23 protein-coding genes are annotated in these 20,312 nt (G+C 72.5%); 12 read left to right on the plus strand and 11 right to left on the minus strand.

From position 1 onward, the window contains the following. Positions 1-4 precede the first annotated feature (4 nt). The 3 genes from AC3WLZ_RS12635 to AC3WLZ_RS12645 are packed head-to-tail and all read left to right on the plus strand — an operon-like array spanning position 5 to position 3,413. A complete protein-coding gene (locus AC3WLZ_RS12635; RefSeq protein WP_492470265.1) occupies positions 5-1,510 on the plus strand; it encodes an efflux RND transporter periplasmic adaptor subunit in 1,506 nt (501 codons plus the stop codon). After that, complete coding sequence (locus tag AC3WLZ_RS12640; protein WP_412925262.1) at positions 1,507-2,184, plus strand: ABC transporter ATP-binding protein; 678 nt, start codon at positions 1,507-1,509, stop codon at positions 2,182-2,184. The genes AC3WLZ_RS12635 and AC3WLZ_RS12640 overlap by 4 nt, the downstream gene beginning before the upstream one ends. Continuing rightward, positions 2,181-3,413 carry an ABC transporter permease gene (locus tag AC3WLZ_RS12645; RefSeq protein ID WP_412925263.1) on the plus strand — a complete coding sequence of 411 codons (1,233 nt, stop codon included), beginning with the start codon at positions 2,181-2,183 and terminating at the stop codon, positions 3,411-3,413. The genes AC3WLZ_RS12640 and AC3WLZ_RS12645 overlap by 4 nt, the downstream gene beginning before the upstream one ends. A 2-nt stretch (positions 3,414-3,415) precedes the next feature. On the opposite strand, the gene AC3WLZ_RS12650 is transcribed toward AC3WLZ_RS12645, so the two are convergent. The 3 genes from AC3WLZ_RS12650 to AC3WLZ_RS12660 form a co-directional block, all read right to left on the minus strand. Next, complete coding sequence (locus AC3WLZ_RS12650; protein ID WP_492470266.1) at positions 3,416-3,778, minus strand: hypothetical protein; 363 nt, start codon at positions 3,776-3,778, stop codon at positions 3,416-3,418. Positions 3,779-3,886: 108 nt separating this feature from the next. Then, a complete protein-coding gene (locus AC3WLZ_RS12655) occupies positions 3,887-4,132 on the minus strand; it encodes a hypothetical protein (protein WP_412925265.1) in 246 nt (81 codons plus the stop codon). Between the two features lie 96 nt (positions 4,133-4,228). Next, positions 4,229-4,780 (minus strand): PadR family transcriptional regulator, encoded by a 552-nt coding sequence (locus AC3WLZ_RS12660; RefSeq protein WP_412925266.1) that lies wholly within the window; start codon positions 4,778-4,780, stop codon positions 4,229-4,231. Positions 4,781-4,911: 131 nt separating this feature from the next. Here AC3WLZ_RS12660 and AC3WLZ_RS12665 point away from each other — a divergent pair, with 131 nt between their 5' ends. The 4 genes from AC3WLZ_RS12665 to cydC are packed head-to-tail and all read left to right on the plus strand — an operon-like array spanning position 4,912 to position 10,703. Next, on the plus strand, positions 4,912-6,354 hold the full coding sequence (locus AC3WLZ_RS12665) for a cytochrome ubiquinol oxidase subunit I (RefSeq protein WP_492470267.1): 1,443 nt from the start codon (positions 4,912-4,914) through the stop codon (positions 6,352-6,354). Between the two features lie 10 nt (positions 6,355-6,364). Next, positions 6,365-7,396 (plus strand): cytochrome d ubiquinol oxidase subunit II, encoded by a 1,032-nt coding sequence (gene cydB, locus AC3WLZ_RS12670; RefSeq protein WP_412925268.1) that lies wholly within the window; start codon positions 6,365-6,367, stop codon positions 7,394-7,396. After that, entirely contained in the window at positions 7,393-9,018 is a 1,626-nt protein-coding gene (gene cydD, locus AC3WLZ_RS12675; protein WP_492470268.1) for a thiol reductant ABC exporter subunit CydD, read from the plus strand. Before cydB ends, cydD begins: the two co-directional genes overlap by 4 nt. Continuing rightward, a complete protein-coding gene (gene cydC, locus AC3WLZ_RS12680; protein ID WP_492470269.1) occupies positions 9,015-10,703 on the plus strand; it encodes a thiol reductant ABC exporter subunit CydC in 1,689 nt (562 codons plus the stop codon). The genes cydD and cydC overlap by 4 nt, the downstream gene beginning before the upstream one ends. Before the next feature lie 17 nt (positions 10,704-10,720). Here cydC and AC3WLZ_RS12685 read toward each other — a convergent pair whose 3' ends face one another. The 5 genes from AC3WLZ_RS12685 to AC3WLZ_RS12705 all read right to left on the minus strand — a co-directional run bounded on the left by AC3WLZ_RS12685 (position 10,721) and on the right by AC3WLZ_RS12705 (position 13,772). Next, positions 10,721-11,290 (minus strand): ATP-binding cassette domain-containing protein, encoded by a 570-nt coding sequence (locus AC3WLZ_RS12685; RefSeq protein WP_492470270.1) that lies wholly within the window; start codon positions 11,288-11,290, stop codon positions 10,721-10,723. Then, positions 11,251-11,766: an ATP-binding cassette domain-containing protein gene (locus AC3WLZ_RS12690; RefSeq protein WP_492470271.1), complete on the minus strand. Its 516-nt coding sequence runs from the start codon at positions 11,764-11,766 to the stop codon at positions 11,251-11,253. Before AC3WLZ_RS12690 ends, AC3WLZ_RS12685 begins: the two co-directional genes overlap by 40 nt. Then, complete coding sequence (gene modB / locus AC3WLZ_RS12695) at positions 11,763-12,491, minus strand: molybdate ABC transporter permease subunit (protein WP_492470987.1); 729 nt, start codon at positions 12,489-12,491, stop codon at positions 11,763-11,765. Before modB ends, AC3WLZ_RS12690 begins: the two co-directional genes overlap by 4 nt. 50 nt (positions 12,492-12,541) lie before the next feature. Next, a complete protein-coding gene (modA, locus tag AC3WLZ_RS12700; RefSeq protein ID WP_492470272.1) occupies positions 12,542-13,300 on the minus strand; it encodes a molybdate ABC transporter substrate-binding protein in 759 nt (252 codons plus the stop codon). A gap of 70 nt (positions 13,301-13,370) precedes the next feature. Next, on the minus strand, positions 13,371-13,772 hold the full coding sequence (locus AC3WLZ_RS12705; RefSeq protein ID WP_412925274.1) for a TOBE domain-containing protein: 402 nt from the start codon (positions 13,770-13,772) through the stop codon (positions 13,371-13,373). 169 nt (positions 13,773-13,941) lie between these two features. Here AC3WLZ_RS12705 and moaA point away from each other — a divergent pair, with 169 nt between their 5' ends. The 5 genes from moaA to AC3WLZ_RS12730 are packed head-to-tail and all read left to right on the plus strand — an operon-like array spanning position 13,942 to position 17,692. Further along, the gene (gene moaA, locus AC3WLZ_RS12710; RefSeq protein WP_492470273.1) at positions 13,942-14,997 is read left to right on the plus strand and encodes a GTP 3',8-cyclase MoaA; all 1,056 of its coding nucleotides are present in this window, start codon (positions 13,942-13,944) and stop codon (positions 14,995-14,997) included. Beyond that, entirely contained in the window at positions 14,994-15,767 is a 774-nt protein-coding gene (locus tag AC3WLZ_RS12715) for a HesA/MoeB/ThiF family protein (protein WP_492470274.1), read from the plus strand. Before moaA ends, AC3WLZ_RS12715 begins: the two co-directional genes overlap by 4 nt. Then, a complete protein-coding gene (locus tag AC3WLZ_RS12720; protein ID WP_492470275.1) occupies positions 15,760-16,983 on the plus strand; it encodes a molybdopterin molybdotransferase MoeA in 1,224 nt (407 codons plus the stop codon). Before AC3WLZ_RS12715 ends, AC3WLZ_RS12720 begins: the two co-directional genes overlap by 8 nt. Continuing rightward, complete coding sequence (gene moaC / locus AC3WLZ_RS12725; RefSeq protein WP_412925278.1) at positions 16,980-17,459, plus strand: cyclic pyranopterin monophosphate synthase MoaC; 480 nt, start codon at positions 16,980-16,982, stop codon at positions 17,457-17,459. Before AC3WLZ_RS12720 ends, moaC begins: the two co-directional genes overlap by 4 nt. After that, the gene (locus AC3WLZ_RS12730) at positions 17,456-17,692 is read left to right on the plus strand and encodes a MoaD/ThiS family protein (protein WP_412925279.1); all 237 of its coding nucleotides are present in this window, start codon (positions 17,456-17,458) and stop codon (positions 17,690-17,692) included. The genes moaC and AC3WLZ_RS12730 overlap by 4 nt, the downstream gene beginning before the upstream one ends. Positions 17,693-17,697: 5 nt before the next feature. Here AC3WLZ_RS12730 and AC3WLZ_RS12735 read toward each other — a convergent pair whose 3' ends face one another. Genes AC3WLZ_RS12735 through AC3WLZ_RS12745 form a run of 3 tightly spaced genes read right to left on the minus strand, consistent with a single transcriptional unit; the run spans position 17,698 to position 20,237 of the window. Next, the gene (locus AC3WLZ_RS12735; RefSeq protein WP_492470276.1) at positions 17,698-18,126 is read right to left on the minus strand and encodes a molybdenum cofactor biosynthesis protein MoaE; all 429 of its coding nucleotides are present in this window, start codon (positions 18,124-18,126) and stop codon (positions 17,698-17,700) included. Then, entirely contained in the window at positions 18,123-18,605 is a 483-nt protein-coding gene (locus AC3WLZ_RS12740) for a MogA/MoaB family molybdenum cofactor biosynthesis protein (RefSeq protein WP_412925281.1), read from the minus strand. Before AC3WLZ_RS12740 ends, AC3WLZ_RS12735 begins: the two co-directional genes overlap by 4 nt. Positions 18,606-18,614: 9 nt before the next feature. Continuing rightward, positions 18,615-20,237: an SDR family oxidoreductase gene (locus AC3WLZ_RS12745; RefSeq protein WP_412925282.1), complete on the minus strand. Its 1,623-nt coding sequence runs from the start codon at positions 20,235-20,237 to the stop codon at positions 18,615-18,617. Between the last annotated feature and the right edge of the window lie 75 nt (positions 20,238-20,312).

Below are 20,312 nucleotides of genomic sequence, written 5' to 3' on the forward strand. Positions count from 1 at the left end.
GGGATTGCGGGAACGCACGACGGCGGTCGTGGCATCCACTGTCGCCGTCGTGCAGCGGAACCGACCCTTGTGGATCGTCGCGGCCGTGGCGGTCGCGTCGCTGGCGACGGGGCTCGGGGTCGGCCGCTTCGTCATCTCACCCGCCGACGCGGCCGCGAACAGCGCGCCTCCCGCGCCCGGGTACGTCACGGCTCCCGTCGAATCCGGCCCGCTCAGCAACGACGTGACCCTGCGGGCCGACTTCGGCTACGCCGACCCGGTGGAGGTCAAAGTCGACACCGCCGGACTCCCCGGCGCCGCGATCGTCACCGGTCGTGTGCCGGAGGTCGGGGCGCAGGTGGACAAGCTCTCGATCGCGCTCGAGGTTGCCGGGCGCCCGGTCATCGTTCTCCCCGGCGAACTCCCGGCTTACCGCGCTCTCCGATTCGGGGTCTCCGGTCCGGACGTCTCGCAGTTCAAGACCGCGATGCGGGCGATCGGGCTGGATGCCGGAGACCCGGCCAACGCGATGTTCGACGAACAGGCCGCCTCCGCGGTCACCGCGTTGTATGCACAAGCGGGGTATCCCGCTCCGACCATCCCCGACGAGACCATCGCCGCGGTGCGGAGCGCCCAGAGCGCCGTCGCGTCCGCCGAACGCGCGGTGGCGGCCGCCCGGACCGCCGACGACGCGGCGCGCGCCGGGGCCACAGCGGTGGACAAGCAGGAAGCCGACAACGCGGTCGCCGCCGCTCAGCGTGCCCTCGACACGGCCGTGGGCCAGGGGGAAGACGATGCGACCGTCGCCACCCTGCGCGACGCCCTGTCGCTCGCTCAGGCCAAGCGGACTCAACTCGACGCGCCCAAGGACACGTCGGCGACCCGCGCCGACCTCGAATCAGCCAGGGACCAGCTCGAGCAGGCGCGCGACGACCTGGCACGTGCGCGGGAACGGGCGCTCCCGTCGCTCCCCGCCGGGGAAGTGCTCTACCTCTCCAACTTGCCCCGGCGCGTGGACTCCGTGGACGCCCAGCGCGGCACCGAGCTCAAGGGCACCGCCATGGTCGTGTCGGGGGCGACGCTGTCGCTGGCGGGCTCGGCGCCCGAGTCGGATGGGCGCCTCCTCGCGAAAGGGTCTAAGGCGACGGTGGATCTGCCCGACGGGACGTCTCTCGACGCCACCGTGTCGGAGGTCACCCCGGGCGAGAAGTCCGGAGACCGGTGGAAGATCCTCCTCGCCCCCGCGGCCGTGACCGACCAGCAGCTCGCTGAGCTCCGGGGGAAGAACCTCCGAGTCCGCATCCCCGTCGCCAGCACCGCCGGCGACGTCCTGCACGTGCCCCTGGCTGCGCTCTCCGCGGGCCCCGGCGGTGAGGACCGTGTCGAGGTCGTCTCCGGCGACCCACGGGACCCGAAGGCTTCCACCCGTCTGGTCGTCGTCGAGACGGGCCTCGCGGCCTCCGGCGCGGTGGAGATCCGCCCGGTCGACGGCGACCTGTCCGTCGGCGACCAGGTCGTGGTCGGCCGATGAGCGCGCCACTGCTGGAGCTGCGCGAGGTCACGCGATCCTTTCCCGGCGACCCGGAGGTTCGCGCCCTGCGCGGAATCGACCTCACCGTCGTCGATGGCGACTATCTGGCCATCGTGGGGCCGAGTGGCTCGGGAAAGTCGACGATGCTGAACGTCCTGGGGCTGCTCGATCGCCCCACCAGCGGGGAGTACCTGCTGGAGGACACCTCGACGACAGCACTGGGGGACGAGGCCCGCACGGCGCTGCGGGCGCGCGTCCTCGGATTCGTCTTCCAGTCGTTCCATCTGCTCCCCCGTCGGACGGTCCTCGAGAACGTCCTGCTCCCCCTGATCTACAGTGGCGCGCCCCGTGCCGAGCGAGAGACTCGCGCGCGCGAGGCTCTCCACCGGGTGGGGCTCGACCACCGCATCGACTTCCGACCCGACGTCCTCTCCGGGGGCGAGCGTCAGCGTGTCGCCGTCGCGCGCGCCATCGTCACCCGGCCCCGCGTGGTGCTGGCGGACGAACCCACCGGCAACCTCGACGGCGAGAGGACGGAGGAGATCATGACGCTGTTCGAGGAACTGCACCGAGGGGGAATGACGCTCGTCGTCATCACCCACGACACCGCCGTAGCGGATCGCGCCGATCGCGTCGTGCGGATCACCGACGGCCGCCTGAGCGAGGTCTCATGAAAGACAAGAAGTCGCCCGACCGTTTCCGTTTCGGCGATCTCATGATCGAGGCGACCAGCGACATCGGCGCGCGCCCCGGCCGACTGATCGTCACCATCGCCGGCGCGGTCCTCGGCATCGCGGCTCTCGTGGCCACGGCCGGTCTCGCGCAGACCGCCTCCGACCAGATCGAGCGGCAGTTCACCGCCATCGCGTCGACGCAGGTCGTGGCACGCCCCGCGACGGCCAAGAACCAGGACGGCGAGAGCGTCGCCACCGCGACCCTACCCGCCGACGCCGCGGATCGGATCAGCCGTCTCGCGGGCGTGGAGGCATCCGCGACCCTGAGCCCCCTCGACCTGCGCGGCGGGTCGGTGTCGGCGGTGTCGGTGGTCGATCCCTCCGCCCCCGCCACCGTCTCACCGAAGGTCTTCGCATCCGGTGCCGGACTGGTCAACACCGTGGGAGCCCGGGTCGTGAGCGGACGGTTCTTCGACGCCGGACACGATCGGCGCGGAGACCGGGTCGCCGTCCTGGGCGCCGAGGCCGCGGACGCGCTCGGCGTGCGCCGGTTGGACGCTCAACCGTCGATCTTCCTCGACGGGCGGGCGTACGCGGTGATCGGCATCATCACCGACGTCGACGCCGTGGGCGACCTCGCCGGCGCGGTGATCATTCCCGACGGGGCCGCGCGGGTCGATTTCGCGTTGCGTTCCCCGAGCGAGGTCCGAGCGCGCATCGTGCCCGGAGCCGGCCCGCAACTGCGTCCGCAACTCGCCCTCGCCCTGGCTCCCGATGCACCGGACGACATCACGGTGGGAGCGCCGGCATCCCGATCCGAGGTCAGCAAGGGGGTTCAGAGCGACGTCGCGTCCATCTTCACGGTGGTGGGCATCGTGGTGCTCCTCGTCGGGGGCCTGGGGATCGCCACCGTGACGATGCTCTCGGTCACCGAGCGCACCGCCGAGATCGGCCTGCGTCGCGCGCTGGGAGCGACCCGCCGCCAGATCGCGGCGCAATTCGTCGTGGAGTCGGTGGTGATCGGCGGGCTGGGCGGACTGATCGGTTCCTCGCTCGGGGTGTTCACGGTGGTCGCGGTGGCACTCGTCCAGCACTGGACACCCGTGCTCAACCCCCTCGTGGCCGTCGGCGGCGCCTTCCTCGGGGCCGCGGTCGGCCTCGTCGCGGGTGGTCTCCCGGCGCGCCGCGCGGCACGCGTCGAACCCGTCGTGGCGCTGCGGGGCACCTGACCTCACCAGCCGAAGGCGTTGAACCAGTCGCGACGTCGATCGGCGTCCGCGCGGGTGGGGTCCCCTCGCCACGTATCGTGCGGGCTGAGGGTGCCGTCCTCGGTCAGCGGGACGAACGCCCAGCACACGGAGCACAGGGCTCGTCCGCCGGGGAAGCCGTCGTCGAGAGTCGGTGCCGCCTCCGCGGCCGACCCGGCGCCCGGGCATTCCGGCGGATCCGCCTGCGAGTCGTTCCACAGCAGCGACCCGCCGCGACGGTGATGGAGGCCGCGATGGCCTTCCTCACGCGTGCAGATCTCGCCCCTTCGGCGGCTCAGGCACAGCAGACGAGCCGCCCCGGGAAGAGCGGCCAGCGTTCGTGTCATCCTTCGATTCTCGCCCCTGCTTGCGCAACGGGGGCAGGTGCGCGATACGCACAGGGCGATGGGGGCCGGTGGGGAGGGGATCCGCGGTCATGGTCGGAGACCTCCGCGTCACCGGCCGACGCGCCGGAGCACGGTGTCGACGGCCGCGTGGAATGTGAGGTGCTGTGCAATCTCGACTGCGCGGTCGTAGCGCACGCCGCCCAGGGCCACGAAGATCGAGCCGACGACTTCGACGTAGCCGACGATGCGTCCGTCTCGCGCCACCTCGTAGAGGTCGAGGTCGATACGGGTCCACGGGATCTCGGTGACGATCTGACGCTGCTCCGGACGACCGATCGGAACTTCCATGACCATGAGAGACCTCCTTGTTCGACCGGTGTGCTCTCAGAATGCGCCGTCGAACGGAATGCCGCTCCGGGCTTGACGGATCGGCGTCGCGGAGTTACGCCGTCAGCGCGCGCTGCGGACGGGGCGCCCGCGACGGGGACGCTCATCCGAGAGATCGAAGGGGACGGCCTCCCCCGCCAGCCGCTCGACCTCGTCCAGGAAACGCAGGTCCGCCTCGAGCCGTGCACGGCGGGCGGCGGAGAGCACGGCCCGGGAGACGGCATCCATGTTCTCGTCCTCGGGCATCGCGGCCTCGAGCGCGTCACGGACCGCAGCGCGCTGCGCGGAGAGCAGGGCGGGGACGTCGGTACCCGGCAGCGTGAGCGCGAGCGCGATGCGCAGGGCGACCTCGTCGCGACGCTCCGCGATCGACGCGGCACCGAGCCATGCCCGGGCCTCGGCCCGGCCCGCGGCGGTCGCTCCCCACAGCACACGGCCTTCGTCGTCGGCGCCCCGGTTCTCCACGAGTCCGTCCCGCTCGAGTCGCTCGAGGGTCGTGTAGACCTGCCCGACGTTGACGGCGACACCGGTGCGCCGCAGGTATTCCGCGCGCAGTTGGGAGCCGTAGCAGTCGCCGCGATCGAGGATCGCTAGCAGGCTCTGGCGCACCGTCATAGGGACCTCCGACCTACCAGCAAATGCTTTTCCGAGTATATGGTTCGACACCGAATGAACCCGTTTTCCGCGTCGTGACGCGGGAGTAGCCTGTGGTCAGACCACAGAGAAACGTCGATCGGAGACATCCCGTGGAGTGGCTCGACCCCCTCATGCTCGCTCGGTGGCAGTTCGGACTGACCACCCTGTACCACTTCCTCTTCGTGCCCCTCACGCTCGGGATGTCGCTGGTCGTCGCGATCTTCCAGACCGTCTGGTACCGCACCGGCGACGTGAAGTGGCTCCACCTGACCCGCTTCTTCGGCAAGATCTTCCTGATCAACTTCGCCATGGGCGTCGTGACCGGAATCGTGCAGGAGTTCCAGTTCGGCATGAACTGGTCGGCCTACTCCCGCTTCGTCGGTGACGTGTTCGGCGCCCCGCTCGCGTTCGAGGGACTCCTCGCCTTCTTCCTGGAAGCGACCTTCATCGGCCTCTGGATCTTCGGCTGGGACAAGCTGCCCCGGCTCGCGCACCTGGCCAGCATCTGGCTTGCGACGCTGGGCGCCACCTTCTCGGCGTACTTCATCATCGCCGCCAACGCGTTCATGCAGAACCCGGTCGGCTACCAGATGTCCGCCGACGGCAACCGGGCGGAGCTCATCGACTTCGGGAAGCTCCTCTTGAACCCCGTCGCGCTCGCGGCCTTCCCGCACACGATCTTCTCCGGCTGGATGTTCGCCGCGATGGTCGTGGTGTCGGTGTCCGCGTGGCACCTGGCGCGCGGCCGGAACGTGGAGATGATGCGCGCCCCGTTGCGCTTCGGCCTCTGGTCGACGGTCGTGTCCTTCGTCCTCGTCGCGATCGCCGGCGACCAGCTGAGCCTGGTCATGGTGGCGACGCAGCCCATGAAGATGGCGGCGGCCGAGGCGACGTTCAACACGGTGTGCGGCGCGAACGCCTCCTTCTCGATCTTCACGCTCGGAACTCCCGACGGCACGAGCGAGCTGTTCTCGATCCGCGTGCCGTTCCTCCTCAGCATCCTGTCGACGCACTCGCTGGACGGCTGCGTCGAGGGCATCAACGACCTCAACACGATGTACAGCCAGCAGATGTTCCCGCAGTTCGCCGATCAGGTGGACGGCAACTTCGCCCCGGTCCTGTGGGTAACGTACTGGGCCTTCCGCTGGATGATCGCTCTCGGCGGTCTCGCGACCCTCATCAGCGTCGTCGGCCTGTGGGTCACGCGCAAGAACGCCAAGCGCCCCGTCGCTCCGTGGATGTGGCGTGTCGCGATCTGGGCGGCTCCCCTGCCGCTGCTGGGCAGCCTCGTCGGCTGGGTCTTCACCGAGATGGGTCGTCAGCCGTGGATCGTCTTCGGCCTGATGCTCACGCAGGACGGGGTCTCTCCCAGCGTCCCCGGCTGGAGCGTGCTGATCTCGCTGGTCGCCTTCACCGCGATCTACGCCACCCTCGCCGTGGTCGAGTTCGGACTCATCAAGAAGTACGCGCAGAAGGGGCCGGACCCGCTACCCGACCCGAACGCGCCGAGCGAGCCCGACACCGTCGAGAACACCCCGACGACCGTCTACTAGGAGCACAGTCATGGACCTCGCATACCTCTGGTTCTGGATCGTCGGATTCCTCTTCATCGGCTACTTCGTCCTGGACGGGTTCGACTTCGGCGTCGGCATGTCGCTGCCGTTCCTGGGCAAGGACGACATCGCCCGCCGACAGATCATCAACACCATCGGCCCCGTGTGGGACCTCAACGAGACGTGGGTGATCGTCGCCGGCGCGGCGTTGTTCGCCTCGTTCCCCGAGTGGTACGCCACGCTGTTCAGCGGCTTCTACCTCCCGCTCCTGCTGATCCTGCTGGCGCTCATCGCCCGCGGCGTCTCGTTCGAGTACCGCCACCAGCGCGAGTCGCTGAAATGGAAGCGCGGCTTCGACCGCATGATCGTCATCGGTTCCGCCGTCCCCGCGTTCCTCTGGGGCGTCGCGTTCGCCAACATCGTGCAGGGCGTGCCCCTGGATGCCGACCACGAGTACGTGGGCACCCTGTTCACGCTGTTGAACCCCTACGGCATCCTCGGGGGTCTGGTGACCCTGCTGCTGTTCTTCACCCACGGCGTCTACTTCGTCGCGCTGAAGACCGACGGCCAGGTGCGCACCGATGCCCGCGCCCTCGCGCGGAAGTCGGGCCTGGTGACGATCGTCGCCGCTGCCCTGTTCCTGGTCTGGACGATCATCCAGGCCGCGAACAACCAGGCACCGCTCCTGCTCGGCGTCGTCGCGTTCTCCGGGATCGCGGCGCTGACCCTCATCGGCTCGTGGGTGGCGAACCTGCGCGACCGCGAGGGAACGGCGTTCACGCTCGGGGCGATCACGATCGTCACCGCGGTGGCCGCGCTGTTCTTCGCCCTCTTCCCGAACGTCATGCCCTCGACCCTCGAGCCGGGTTCGGGCCTCACGATCGAGAACGCTTCGAGCACCGACTACACCCTGACGATCATGAGCTGGGCTGCGCTCATCTTCCTCCCTCTCGTCCTGGCCTACCAGGCGTGGACCTACTGGGTGTTCCGCAAGCGCGTCACCCGCGCGCGCATCGAGAAGGCCGCGCTGGTGGCGCATTGACCGACACGACCCGGGTGCGCCCCGTCGACCCCCGACTGGTGCGATACGCCTCCGCCTCCCGCAGCTTCTTCGCGGTCAGCGCGGCGATCGTCCTCGCCCAGACGGGGGTCGTCGTCGGCTTCGCCTGGGCGCTCACCTCGGCCCTGGTCGGGGCGATCGACGGGCGGCCCCTCCCCGAACTCTGGGGATACGTCGGGGCGGCGGCATCCCTCGTCCTTCTGCGCGGGCTGCTCATCGCGGCGTCGGAGCGCGTCTCGGCCCGCGGCGCCGCCGCCGCATCGCTGCAGCTGCGCGAGCGCCTCGTGGCCGCGGTCGCCGCGCTCGGCCCCGGGTGGCTCGCGCGACGGAACGCGGCGTCGTTGTCGGTGACCGCGGGTCACGGACTCGAGGCGCTGGACGCGTACTTCGGTCGCTACCTCCCCCAGCTCGTCGCCACGATGATCACGACGCCGATCCTCATCGGCGCGATCGCGCTGGCCGACCCGCTGTCGGGGCTCACGGTCGTGCTGACGATCCCCCTCATCCCGCTGTTCATGGTGCTCATCGGCCTGGCCACGCGCTCCGTGCAGAAGAAGCAGTACGGCACGCTCGGACGCCTCGCCGCCCGGTTCGCCGACACCGTCGAGGGCCTCGGAACACTCAAGGCCTTCGGGCGCGAGCACCGTGCTGCCGACACCATCGAACGGGTGACGCGCGACTACAAGCGCGAGACCATGACGGTGCTGCGCGTGTCGTTCCTCTCCGGCTTCGCGCTGGAGTTCCTGGCATCCATCTCGGTCGCCATCGTGGCCGTGACGATCGGGTTCCGGCTGCTCGCGGGCGACATGAGCCTGCTCGTCGGCCTGTTCGTGCTGCTGCTCGCCCCCGAGGCCTACCTGCCGCTGCGGCAGGTGGGCGTGCAGTTCCACGCCGCGTCCGAGGGGGTCGCCGCGACCGAGGAGATCTTCGACGCCCTGGATGCCGCCCGCAGCGCGACGCCGACGGACTCGACCCCCGCCGCGAAGGGGACGACGCTCGAACTGCACGACGTCCGCGTCGAACGCGGAGCGCACCGGATGCCGACGGTGTCGCTGTCGGTCGGACCGGGAGAGGTCGTGCTGCTGTCGGGCCCGAGCGGCGTGGGCAAGTCGAGCGTCCTGGCCGCGGTCCTCGGGTACGTCGACCACGACGGTGAGCTGCGGCTGGACGGGCGTCCGGTGGCGCACGCGCGCGCCGCCGTCGCGTGGGCCGGACAACGACCCGGGCTCGTGTCGGGCACGGTCGCCGCGAACGTGGCGCTCGGGTCCGACGCCGATCCCGCGGCCATCGCGGCCGCGCTCACCGACGCGGGTGCCGCCGACGTCGACCCGGCGACACCGCTCGGAGCGGGCGGTGCGGGACTGTCGGGCGGACAGGCGCAGCGCGTCGCCGTCGCGCGCGCTCTCTACCGCTCGCGGGTGGCCGGGGCGAGGATCCTCGTCCTCGACGAGCCGTCGAGCGCCTTGGATGCCGACACCGAGGGCCACGTGTGGCGCACCCTGCGCGCCGAGGCCGACGCGGGCGCCGCCGTGCTGCTCGTCTCGCATCGGCCCTCCGCGCGCGGGATCGCCGACCGCGTGATCGACCTGGGGGTGCCGGCGTGAACGGTCGGGTGCGCGGCATCCTGGGAGCCGCGATGCCCTCGCGGCGGCGGTTCGCCCCCGCTGTCCTCTCGGGATTCGGCACCGCGGGGAGTGCGGTGGCCCTGCTCGCGACGAGCGCGTGGCTCATCGCGCGGGCGGCGGAGCAGCCGCTGGTCATGTACCTCTCCGTCGCGGTCGTCGGCGTGCGCGCGTTCGCGCTCTCGCGCGGCGTGTTCCGGTATCTCGAACGCCTCTCGGGGCACGACGCCGCACTCGAGCGGCTCGCGGGTGTCCGCGCCGACCTCGTGCGCGAGCTCGTGCCCCTGGCCCCCGACGGCCTGGCGCGCGCTCGACGGGGCGGGCTGCTGTCCAGCGTCGTCGACGACGTGGAGGAGTTGCAGAACCTCCCCCTGCGGGTCGTGCTGCCCCTCTCGGTCGCGGCGCTGACCTCGCTCGCCGCGGTCGTCTTCACGGCGTTCGTCTCGTGGCCCGCGGCGCTGACGCTGCTCGCGTGCCTGGTCGCGGCCTTCGCCGTGTCGGTGGCCGTGGGGTGGGCTGCGGGCGCGCGCGCCGAACGCGCCATCGCCCCGCTGCGCGCCGATGTCGCCGACGCGGTGCACGACCTGCTGACCACCCTCGACGTCCTCACCGCGTACGGGGCGCTCGAGACCGCGCGGGCGCGGGTACGCGACGCCGACCGGGCGCTGCGCCGCGCCGTCGTGCGACGCGGAGCCGCGCAGGGACTCACCTCGGGCACCGTCTCGGTGCTCGCGGGGCTGGCGTCGCTCTTCGCCCTCGCTGTCGCGGCGCCGGCCGTGACGGGCGGCACCCTCTCCGGACCGGGCCTTGCGGTCGTGGTGCTGCTGCCGATGGCGGTGTTCGAGGTGTTCGGCCCGGTGCCTCTGGCGCTCGCCTCCTGGCGCCAGGTACGCGCCGCCGCGGAGCGCATCGCCGCGGCCGTCCCGGCCGAGATCCCGGAAGGTCTCCCCCGCGACGAACCCGCCGCCACGGGCGTCGCCCCGGCCCTCGGCGGGGGCCTCGACCTGCGCGACCTGCGCGCGCACTGGCCGGCCCGGTCGGACGCGGGCCTCGACGACACCGGTCGCATCGACGACGTCACGCTGCACGTCGGCGCGGGTGAACGTGTGCTCGTCACGGGACCGAGCGGCGCCGGAAAGACGACGCTCGCGCACGCCCTCGTCCGGTTCCTCGACTACGAGGGCTCCTTCACGGTCGGTGGCGTCGAGGCGCGCACCCTCGCGGGCGACGACCTCCGCCGCACGATCGGGCTCGTCGAGCAGGCGCCCTACCTCTTCGACGAGTCGGTGCGCCAGAACCTGCTGTTCGCCCGCGACGACGCCACCGACCACGACCTGACGCGCGTGCTCCAGCGGGTCGGACTCGACGCCTGGGTCACCGAACGCGGCGGATTGGATGCCACGGTCGGCGACCGCGGCGGACTCGTCTCGGGCGGGCAGGCGCAACGTCTCGCCCTCGCGCGGGCCCTGCTGCGCGGCTTCCCCGTGCTCGTGCTCGACGAGCCCACCGCGGGCGTCGATCCCGCGGCATCCGACGCCCTGCTCCGCGACCTGCTCGGCGCGGTCGGCCGCGAGCGCGCGGTCGTGCTCGTGTCGCACGTGGAGGTACCGGAAGACCTCGTCGACCGCACGGTGCGACTCGAGGGCGGGCGGGTCGTCGCGGCGTAGCGCACCCGAGACACCCCCTATCGGACGGTCGGCTCCACCGCGACGAGCCGGACGTGCTCGGGGGCGACGAAGAACCGGACGGCATCCCCCGGCGTGAGCCCCGCGGCGGCGAGAACCGGGATCTCCGCCGCACCCCGGTCCGCGACGACGCGGACGCCCGTCGCCGTCGGCTCGAGGTGCCTGACGATCGCGTCCCATCCGCTCGGACCGTCGCCGATGCGCACGTCCGCGGCCCGGAAGACCGCGGCGAGCGCGGAGCCGTCCGCCCCGGCGAACGGGACGACGGAGCTCAGGTGCCATCCTCGCGATTCCCACTCGCCGCGCGAGGCGACGCCCACGACGCGTTCCAGCCCCGCGATCCGCGCGGCGACGTCGGTCGCGGGGGTCGCGAGCACCTCCCGCACCGGTCCGAGTTGCGTCGCCCGTCCCTCCTCCACGATGAGCAGACGGTCGGCGAGGGCGGCGGCGTCGACCGCGTCGTGCGTGACGGCGACAGCCGTGACCCCGTCCAGCGCCTCTCGCAGCATCGTCCGGATTTCGGCGGCGGTCACGGCATCCAGTGCGACGAGCGGCTCGTCCAGAAGCACCGCCCGCGGCTTCGCGGCGAGCGCGCGAGCCACCGCCACCCGCTGCTGCTCCCCGCCGGAGAGCTCGGCCGGACGGCGATCGCCGACCCCGGCAGGCCCACGCGGGCGAGCCACGCGTCCGCATCGGCGCGGGCGGCGGCGGCCGCGACACCCGCCGCGCGCGGCCCGAACGCGACGTTCTCGCGGACCGAGAGGTGCGGGAACAGCCGGGCGTCCTGCCCGAGCAGCGCGATACCGCGGCGCATGGGCTCGGTGCGCACGCGCGGGTGCTCGGTCCGGTCGATCACACGACCATCGATCGCGATCACGCCCGCATCGAGGGGCTGAAGGCCGGCGATCGCCTGCAGCACCGTCGACTTGCCCGCGCCGCTGCGGCCCATGATCGCCACCGTCTCGCCCGGTGCGACGTCGATCGCGACGTCCACCGTGAACGCCCGGCGCCGCACGACGACGTGCGCCGACAGCGCCGCGCTCACAGCGCCCCTACCGACGGGCGCCACCCGCGGACGAGGAGCAGCACCGCGATCGCGGTCACCAGCAGGAGCAACGCCAGCGCCACGGCGGTGCCCTGCGCGACACCGCCGCCGTTGAACGCCGTGTAGATCGCGAGCGGCATCGTCTGCGTGACACCGGGGCGGTTGCCGGCGAACAGCGCCGTGGCACCGAATTCGCCGATCGCCCGGGCGAAGCACAGCACGACCCCCGCGACGATGCCGGGTGCGGCCAGCGGGAGCGTGATGCGTCGGAGGATGGTCGCGCGGCTCGCGCCGAGCGAGGCCGCGGTCCGTTCGATCTCGACACCGGTGCTGCGCAGCGCCCCCTCGACGGCCAGCACCAGGAACGGCAGCGCCACGAACACCTGCGCCAGCACGACCGCGGCCGTGGTGAACGGCAGGCCCAGCCCGCCGAGCCAGCCGTTGCGGCCGAAGAGGTAGAGGAGAGCGACGCCGCCCACCATCGGCGGCAGCACGAGCGGCACGGTCACCACGGCGCGCAGCAGGGCGGCCGTCCGGGGCGAGCTGCGCGCGATGAGCAGGGCGAGGGGGATGCCGAGCGCGGCGCACACGAGCGTCGCCGCCGCCCCGGTCGCCAGCGACAGCAGCAACGCCGAACGGGCGGCATCCGAGGTGACGTCCGTCCAGAACGTGTCCGCCTGCACCCGCGTCACGAGCGCGATGAGCGGGACGAGGAGGAACAGCATTCCGGCCACCGCGGGGACGACGAGCCACCGCGGGACGTACCCGGCGCCGCTCACGGGGCGCGGAACCCGTCTGCGGCGAGGATCTTCTGCCCCGCGTCGGAGAGGACGAAGTCGGTGAATGCGGCGGCGCCCGCGCTGTTCGCCGCGTCCTGCACGGGCGTGATCGGGTAACGGTTGACGACGGCATCCGCCCCGGCGGGGACGATCGCTTCCACGTCGTCGCGCCCGCTGACGTCGGTGGCGTAGACCAGGCCCGCCTGGGCGTCTCCGGCGGCGACCTTGGCGAGCACCGCGGTGACGTTCTGTTCCTGGCTCACCGGCGTCACCGAGACGGCCGCGTTCTGCAGCAGTGTCGCGGCGGCCGCGCCGCACGGTACCTCCGCCGCGCAGAGCACGGTGGGGACGCGCGTCAGGTCGGCCAGCCCCTCGACCCCACCCGGGTTGCCCTTCGGGACCGCGATGACCAGGGTGTTGGCGGCGAACACGCGCGGGTCGGCGGCGAGGTCGCCGATCTTCTGCATGTTCTTCTCGTCGGCGGAGGCGAAGACGTCGGCGGGCGCGCCCTGACCGATCTGCGTCGCGAGCGTGCTGGACCCGTCGTACACCGTCACGACGTCGACCCCCGGGTGGGCGTTCTCGAACGCGGAGGCGATCTTGTCGAACGCCCGTTGCAGCGAGGCGGCGGCGTAGACCTGCACCGTCCCGGTCGTAGGGTCCCCGGGGGAGGCGGGGGCGGCGGGGCCGGTCGCCGCGCACGCCGTCAGCGAGAGAGCCGCGCCGAGGGCGACGACGAGACGCAGGGTCCGCATGGAGCACTCCGATCCGCGCGCCCGGGGCCCGCGGCGTCCATCCTCCCGCATCTGAGGAGGATTCGGCGATTCAGATCCGCTCTCGCGGTGTCTCCACGGTCACGACGGTCGCCTTCACGGACGCCACGGCGAGCGCCCCCGGCTCGAGACCGAGTTCCTCGGCGGCCTCGGCCGACATGAGCGACACCACGCGGTGCGGGCCGCACTGCAGGTCGACCTGGGCCATGACTCCGTCGATCCGTACGCGCGTGACGATCCCGACGAAACGGTTCCGCGCGCTCGACGCGATGCCCGTGGGGTCGTCGGGCTCGTCCGCGAGCGCCACGGCGCGGGCGGCGAGCGCCTCGCCGGGGATCTCCGTGGGTGTCGCGCCCGTCGTGGGGAGAAGGCCCTGATCGATCCAGCGGCGGACCGTGTCGTCGCTGACCCCGAGCAGTCGCGCGGCCGGCGCGATGCGGAAGGTGTTCGGCATGGCACGACGGTATCGCCGCGACCCCGCCTCCCGCGAACAAGGATCCGCGAGACTGCATCCGGCCGACGCCTCCCGGGCAGGCTGCGGCGCACATGTCGGGAAAATGACGTCTCGCGAACCCGGCTCCCGCGGCGACCCCGGCCCGCCGCCGCTCGCCTAGGCTCGAGCCATGGATGACGTGCGCGAGACCGGGGCCCCGCGTGAGGGCGGGCTGCTCGACCGGTTCGGGCGTGTCGCCCGCGACCTGCGCGTGTCGGTCATCGACAAGTGCAACCTGCGGTGCACGTACTGCATGCCGGCGGATGGCCTGCCGTGGATGCCGCAGCAGCAGCTCATGACGGGTGAGGAGATCGCGCGCATCGTGCGCGTCGCGGTGCGGGCTCTCGGCGCGGAGGAACTGCGCCTGACCGGCGGCGAACCGCTCGTGCGCAAGGACCTCGAGGACGTCATCGCCCGCATCCGCGGCGACCACCCCGACCTGCCGATCTCGATGACCACGAACGCCGTCGGACTCGACCGTCGCGCGCAGGCCCTGAAGGATGCCGGCCTCAACCGCCTCAACGTCTCGCTCGACACGCTGCACCCCGAGACCTTCGCCGAGCTCACCCGACGCCCGCACCTCGACAAGGTGCTCGCGGGCCTCGAGGCGGCGAGCGCGGCGGGCCTCGGGCCGATCAAGATCAACGCGGTCCTCCTCCGTGGCATCAACGACACCGAGGTCGTGCCGCTCGTGGACTGGGCCGTCACGCACGGCTTCGAGATGCGGTTCATCGAGGACATGCCGCTCGACGGCGATCGTTCCTGGACCGAGACGCAGGTCGTGCCGGCGCGCGAGATCCGTGCCGCCCTCGAGCAGGTGTTCGACCTCGCGCCCGACCCGCGCGGGCGCGGCGCCGCCCCCGCCGAACGGTTCGAGGTGCGCCGCCGCGGCGACGGCTCCCTCGCCGGCCACGTCGGCATCATCTCCTCGGTCACCGAGCCGTTCTGCGCCACGTGCACGCGCACCCGCGTGACGGCGGACGGGCGTGTCCGCTCGTGCCTCTTCTCGCACGAGGAGACCGACCTCCTCACGGCGCTCCGCGACGGCGCCGACGACGCCGACCTGGCGCAGATCTGGCGGGAGGCGATGTGGCGGAAGCCGCGCGCCCACGGTTCCGACCGCGTCGGTCTCGCCCGCGCCGACTTCGTCCAGCCGGAGCGCACGATGAGCGCGATCGGCGGATGAGGCCGCTCGTCGAGCCGGTGGCATCCCTCGCCCCCGAAGAACTGATCCGCACGGCCCGCCACGCCGTCCTCGTCGGCATCGGCGAAGAGGGACAGCGGCGTCTCGCCGCCGCCCGCATCGCCGTCGTCGGGGCCGGGGGCCTGGGATCGCCCGTGCTTCTCGCCCTCGCGGCCGCCGGTGTCGGCGAACTCGTCGTGATCGACGACGACATCGTCGAGCGCACGAACCTGCAGCGGCAGCTGATGCATCGCGTCGACGACATCGGGATGCCCAAGACCGCCTCGGCGGCTCGCGCGATCCGCGACCTCTCGCCGCTCACCCGCGTGCGCGAGGTGGACGCGCGCCTCACGACCGCGAACGCGCGAGACCTCCTCGGCGACGCGCACGTCGTGATCGACGGCAGCGACACGTTCGATACCCGCGGCGCCGTGGCATCCGCGACCGACGAGCTCGGGATGCCGCTCGTCTGGGGCGCCGTGCAGGAGTGGTCGGCGCAGGCGACCGTGTTCTGGTCGCGACCCCCCGCGGGATACTCTCCGGTCACGCTGTCCGACGTCTTCCCGCCGGACTCGGTGGGCGAACCGCCCACGTGTGCACAGGTGGGCGTCCTCGGGGCGCTGTGCGTCCAGGTGGGTGGTCTGCTCGCCACGGAGGCGATCAAGCTCGTCACCGGTGCCGGGGAGCCCCTGCTCGGACGCCTCGCCATCGTCGACGCCCTGCGCGCCCGGCAGGACATCGTCCCGCTCGTCGGAAGGACCCCGCGTGCCTGATCTCCGCACCGTCGAGGAGCACCGAGCCCGCGTGCTCGCCGCCGCCCGTCCCCTCGCCGTCGAGACGGTACCGCTCGCGGAGGCCGCGGGCCGAACGCTCGCGACCGACGTGCGCGCGCACCACGACCTGCCCGGCGACGACAACTCCTCGATGGACGGTTTCGCCGTGCACTTCGCCGACGTGAAGCGGGCGGATGCCGACAGCCCCGTGTCGCTGCGGGTCGTCGGCGATCTGCCGGCCGGCTCGTCCGACGACCCGGCGTTCGGCGTCGGCGAGGCCGTCCGGATCATGACGGGCGCCCCGGTCCCCTCGGGCGCCGACACCATCGTGCCGTTCGAGGACACCGCCGGCGGGCTGGCCGACTCCCTCGGCGAGATCGAGGTGCGTCGCGCCCCGGCCGCCGCCGGGGCGTTCATCCGGCGCCGCGGCGGAGACGTGCGCGTCGGCGACGTCGTCCTCACGGCGGGTGAACGACTCGGCCCCTTCGCGCTCGCGGCCGCTGCGGCGGCCGGTGTCGACCGGGTCGACGTGCGGCGCCGTCCGCGGGTCGCCGTGGTGTCGACGGGGAGCGAACTGGTGCCGCCGGGCAGCGCGCCCGGCCGCGGCCAGACGCCCGACTCGAACTCGACGCTGCTCGCCTCCCTCGTCGCCGAGGCCGACGCCGAGGTGGTGCTGGTGGCCCGCGTGACCGACGAGGTCGGCACGGTCGACGACGTGCTCGCTCGTGCGGCCGACGCCGACGTCGTCGTGTTCACCGGGGGCGTGAGCGCCGGAGCCTACGAACCGGTGCGCCAGGCGCTGTCCGACCGCATCCGGTTCGACCGGGTGGCGATGCAGCCCGGCAAGCCCCAGGCATTCGGCGCACTCGATGATGGGCGTCTCGTCTTCGGGCTCCCCGGCAACCCCGTGAGCGTCGCGGTCTCGTTCGAGGTGTTCGTGCGGCCCGCGCTCCTCGCGCTGCAGGGTCGCACGGCGCTCGACCGTCGCCACACCCGGCTCACGGCCTCCGAGACCTGGACCACACCACCCGGTCGGCGCCAGTACCTCCCGGCCGCGATCGACCTCGTCGCCGGCACGGTGCGCCCCGCGACCCCGGGCGGATCGGGCTCGCACCTGGCCGCCTCGCTGGCGCGCGCGGAGGCGTTCGCCGTGATCCCCGCCGAGGTGGCCTCCGTCGCCGTGGGCGACCCGGTCGATGTCATGCTGATTCCATGACCTTCACCCACTTGGATGCCGCGGGCCACGCCCGCATGGTCGACGTCACCGCCAAACAGCCCACCGTTCGCACCGCGACGGCTCGCGGCTTCGTGCGGTGCAGCCCCGAGGTCGTCGCGGCGCTCCGCGGCGGCACCGCCCCGAAGGGCGACGTGCTGGCCGTGGCGCGGATCTCCGGCATCCAGGCGGCGAAATCGACGCCCGCGCTCCTCCCCCTCGCGCACGTCATCGGCGTGCACCGCGCCGCGGTCGACCTCGAGATCGTCGACGACGGTGTCGAGATCGAGGCCACCGTCGGCACCGCCGACCGTACCGGCGTCGAGATGGAGGCCCTCACGAGCGTGTCGGTCGCGGCCCTCGCGATCGTCGACATGGTGAAGGGCATGGACAAGGGCACGTTCATCGAGAACGTCCGCATCGTCTCCAAGACCGGCGGGAAGTCCGGCGACTGGCACCGGCCCGGGGAGCCCGCGTGACCGTGCGGGTCCGCTACTTCGCCGCCGCGGCCGAGGCGGCGGGGACGGATGCCGAAGACCGCGAGGAACAGACGCTTCTTGCGCTCCGCGCCGCCGTCGTCGCGGACCACCCCGCGCTCGTCGGCATCCTGGAGCGTTGCGCCGTGCTCGTGGACGGCGAGCGTCGAGACGACGACGCCCCCCTCGCCGGGATCACGCACGTCGACGTCCTGCCGCCGTTCGCCGGCGGCTGACGACCTCAGCCGCCCAGGCCCTTCCACGCGGTCGTGCCGTCGGCCTCGACCTGGCGCTTCCACACCGGGAGGTCGGTCTTGATCGTCTCGATCACCGCGCGGCACACCTCGAACGCCTCCGCGCGGTGGCCTGACGCGACCGCGATGATGACCGCCGCTTCCCCCACGTCCAGCCGCCCCACGCGGTGGCTCACCGCCACGATCGCGTCGGTGCCTGCGGCGGCGTCCGCCGCGATGCGGTGGAGCGTCTGTTCGGCATCGGGGTGCGCGCTGTACTCGAGCGCGACGACGGCGTCGGTGGCATCCGGATCCGTGTTTCGGACGCGCCCGACGAACGTGGTGAGGGCTCCCGAGGCGTCGTCCTCGACGGCGCGCAGGTGCGCATCGAGGTCGAGGGCCTCCTCCGACAATCGGGCCATGCGGACGGCGCTCATGAGTGGTCTCCTCCGGCGAGCTGATCGAGGACGTGGGGGGCGAGCTCGGCGAGCACGGCGATGCCGGATGCCACGGCCCGCGTGGATCCCGGGAGATTGACCACGAGGGTCGCGGGGTCGGCGATTCCGGCGAGCCCGCGCGAGATCACCGCGAGCGGGGTGTCGGCGAGCCCGCGGCGCCGCAGTTCCTCGGCGATGCCGGGGAGTTCGCGATCCAGGACCCGCGTCGTCCCCTCGGGGGTGCGATCGGTGGGGGCGATGCCGGTGCCCCCGGTCGTGACGACGAGTCCGACGCCCGTGGCGATCGCGGCGCGGAGGGCGGCCTCGACGCTGTCGGCGCCGTCCGGCACGACGACCGGAACGTCGCAGTCGAAGCCCGCGTCGCGCAGGAGCGACACCGCGAGCGGGCCGCCCCGGTCCTCGCGGAGCCCCGCGGCGGAGCGGTCGGACACGGTGATCACGCGGGCGGTGTACGGCACCGTCCCAGCCTAGGCGCGCGAATCGGCCTCGGCGGGGATCGTCTCGACGTCGGGCACCTCGGGGGCGATGCGCCCCGCCGTCGCCTTCGGCTCCAGATCCTCGCGCTGGACCGACTCCGCCGCCGCGGTGATCCGCCGGGCCATCCCGCTGAAGATGAGCCCGTGGAACGGGAGGACCGCGAGCCAGTACGCGCGCCCCGCGAGACCGGTCGGGAAGAAGAGGGCCCGCTGATCGAAGCGGGCCCCGTCTCCGTCGGGGCTGGCGCGCAACTCGAGCCACGCGCCACCCGGCACCTTCATCTCGGCGCGCAGCCGCAGCAGGTGCCCGGGCTCGATCGCCTCGACGCGCCAGAAGTCGAGGGCGTCCCCCACCGTGACGACGCTGCGGCTCCGGCGGCCACGGGCCAGACCGACGCCCCCGACGAGGCGGTCCATCCATCCGCGGATGGCCCACAGCAGCGGCGATGAGTACCAGCCGTTCTCCCCGCCGATCCCCTCGATGACCGACCACAGCTGCGCGGGGCTCGCGCTCGTGCGCATGGTCCGCTCGTCGGTGTACACCAGGCGTCCTGCCCACTCGGGGTCGCTCGGCAGCGGGTCGCTCGGGACGCCGGAGACCTCGGCATCCTGCCAGCTCGTCTCGATCGCGTCGTCGTTCACGCGCCCGAGCGCCCGGCGGACGGCCTCGCGGTAGGGCATCAGCCCGCCCTCGGGGCGCGGAACGAGGTCGTCGATCGCGCGGTCCTTCACGACGCAGTCGTTCTGCAACGACTCGACCAGCGGGCGGGCGATCGACTTCGGGATCGGCGTGACGAGGTTGACCCAGTGCGAGGCCAGGCGAGGGGTGAGCACGGGCAACGACGCGATCGCGCGCTGATGAAGACCCGCCTCGAGGGCGTAGCCGTTCATCATCTGCCCGTACCGCAACACGTCGGGGCCGCCGATGTCGACGGCGCGATTGACGTTGGGCGCGACACGGGCGGCGCCCAGCAGGTAGTGCAGCACGTCGCGCACGGCGATCGGCTGGATGCGGTTGCGCACCCATTTCGGCGCGGGCATGTACGGCAGGACATCGGTGAGGTGGCGGATCATCTCGAACGACGCCGACCCCGAGCCGATGACGACTCCGGCCTGGAGCACCACCGTCGGCACACCGCTCGCGAGGAGGATCTCGCCCACCTCGACCCGCGAGCGCAGGTGCGCCGAGAGCGGAGCGTCGTCGGGGTGGAGTCCGCCGAGGTAGACGATGCGGGAGACGGATGCCGCGCCCGCGGCGTCGGCGACGGTGCGTGCGGCGCGACGGTCGGTGTCCTCGAAATTGCGGCCACCGCCCATCGAGTGGATCAGGTAGTAGAGGACGTCGACCGCGTCGACGGCGCGCGCCACGGCCTCCGCGTCGGTCGCATCGCCCTCGACCGTCTCGACGTCACGGCCCCACGGGAACGCTTCGACGCGGCGCGCGTCGCGCGCGAGCACGCGGACCCGATAGCCGGCCGAGAGGAGCCGGGGCACGAGGCGTCCGCCGAGGTATCCGGTGGCACCGAGGACGAGGGCGCGCGGTGGGGAACCGTCGGCACGCGGATGCGCGACGAGGGCGGGTTCACGGCCGGTGGGCGCGGACAGCTCGGTCATGCCGAAACGGTACGCCCGACGCCCGCCGTTGCCGGGGGCTTGACGCCGGCGGGGCCACGACCTCCGGGTACCACA

The sequence above is a fragment of the Microbacterium sp. FW305-3-2-15-F-LB2 genome (genome assembly GCF_058787255.1).

Excerpts from the sequence above, each read along its gene's own strand:
- AC3WLZ_RS12640 (WP_412925262.1), top strand. The coding sequence starts at position 1,507 with ATGAGCGCGCCACTGCTGGAGCTGCGCGAGGTCACGCGATCCTTTCCC.
- AC3WLZ_RS12645 (WP_412925263.1), top strand. The coding sequence starts at position 2,181 with ATGAAAGACAAGAAGTCGCCCGACCGTTTCCGTTTCGGCGATCTCATG.
- AC3WLZ_RS12650 (WP_492470266.1), bottom strand. The coding sequence starts at position 3,778 with ATGACACGAACGCTGGCCGCTCTTCCCGGGGCGGCTCGTCTGCTGTGC.
- AC3WLZ_RS12655 (WP_412925265.1), bottom strand. The coding sequence starts at position 4,132 with ATGGTCATGGAAGTTCCGATCGGTCGTCCGGAGCAGCGTCAGATCGTC.
- AC3WLZ_RS12660 (WP_412925266.1), bottom strand. The coding sequence starts at position 4,780 with ATGACGGTGCGCCAGAGCCTGCTAGCGATCCTCGATCGCGGCGACTGC.
- cydB (WP_412925268.1), top strand. The coding sequence starts at position 6,365 with ATGGACCTCGCATACCTCTGGTTCTGGATCGTCGGATTCCTCTTCATC.
- modB (WP_492470987.1), bottom strand. The coding sequence starts at position 12,491 with ATGCTGTTCCTCCTCGTCCCGCTCATCGCGCTCGTGACGCGGGTGCAG.
- modA (WP_492470272.1), bottom strand. The coding sequence starts at position 13,300 with ATGCGGACCCTGCGTCTCGTCGTCGCCCTCGGCGCGGCTCTCTCGCTG.
- AC3WLZ_RS12705 (WP_412925274.1), bottom strand. The coding sequence starts at position 13,772 with ATGCCGAACACCTTCCGCATCGCGCCGGCCGCGCGACTGCTCGGGGTC.
- moaA (WP_492470273.1), top strand. The coding sequence starts at position 13,942 with ATGGATGACGTGCGCGAGACCGGGGCCCCGCGTGAGGGCGGGCTGCTC.
- AC3WLZ_RS12715 (WP_492470274.1), top strand. The coding sequence starts at position 14,994 with ATGAGGCCGCTCGTCGAGCCGGTGGCATCCCTCGCCCCCGAAGAACTG.
- moaC (WP_412925278.1), top strand. The coding sequence starts at position 16,980 with ATGACCTTCACCCACTTGGATGCCGCGGGCCACGCCCGCATGGTCGAC.
- AC3WLZ_RS12735 (WP_492470276.1), bottom strand. The coding sequence starts at position 18,126 with ATGAGCGCCGTCCGCATGGCCCGATTGTCGGAGGAGGCCCTCGACCTC.
- AC3WLZ_RS12745 (WP_412925282.1), bottom strand. The coding sequence starts at position 20,237 with ATGACCGAGCTGTCCGCGCCCACCGGCCGTGAACCCGCCCTCGTCGCG.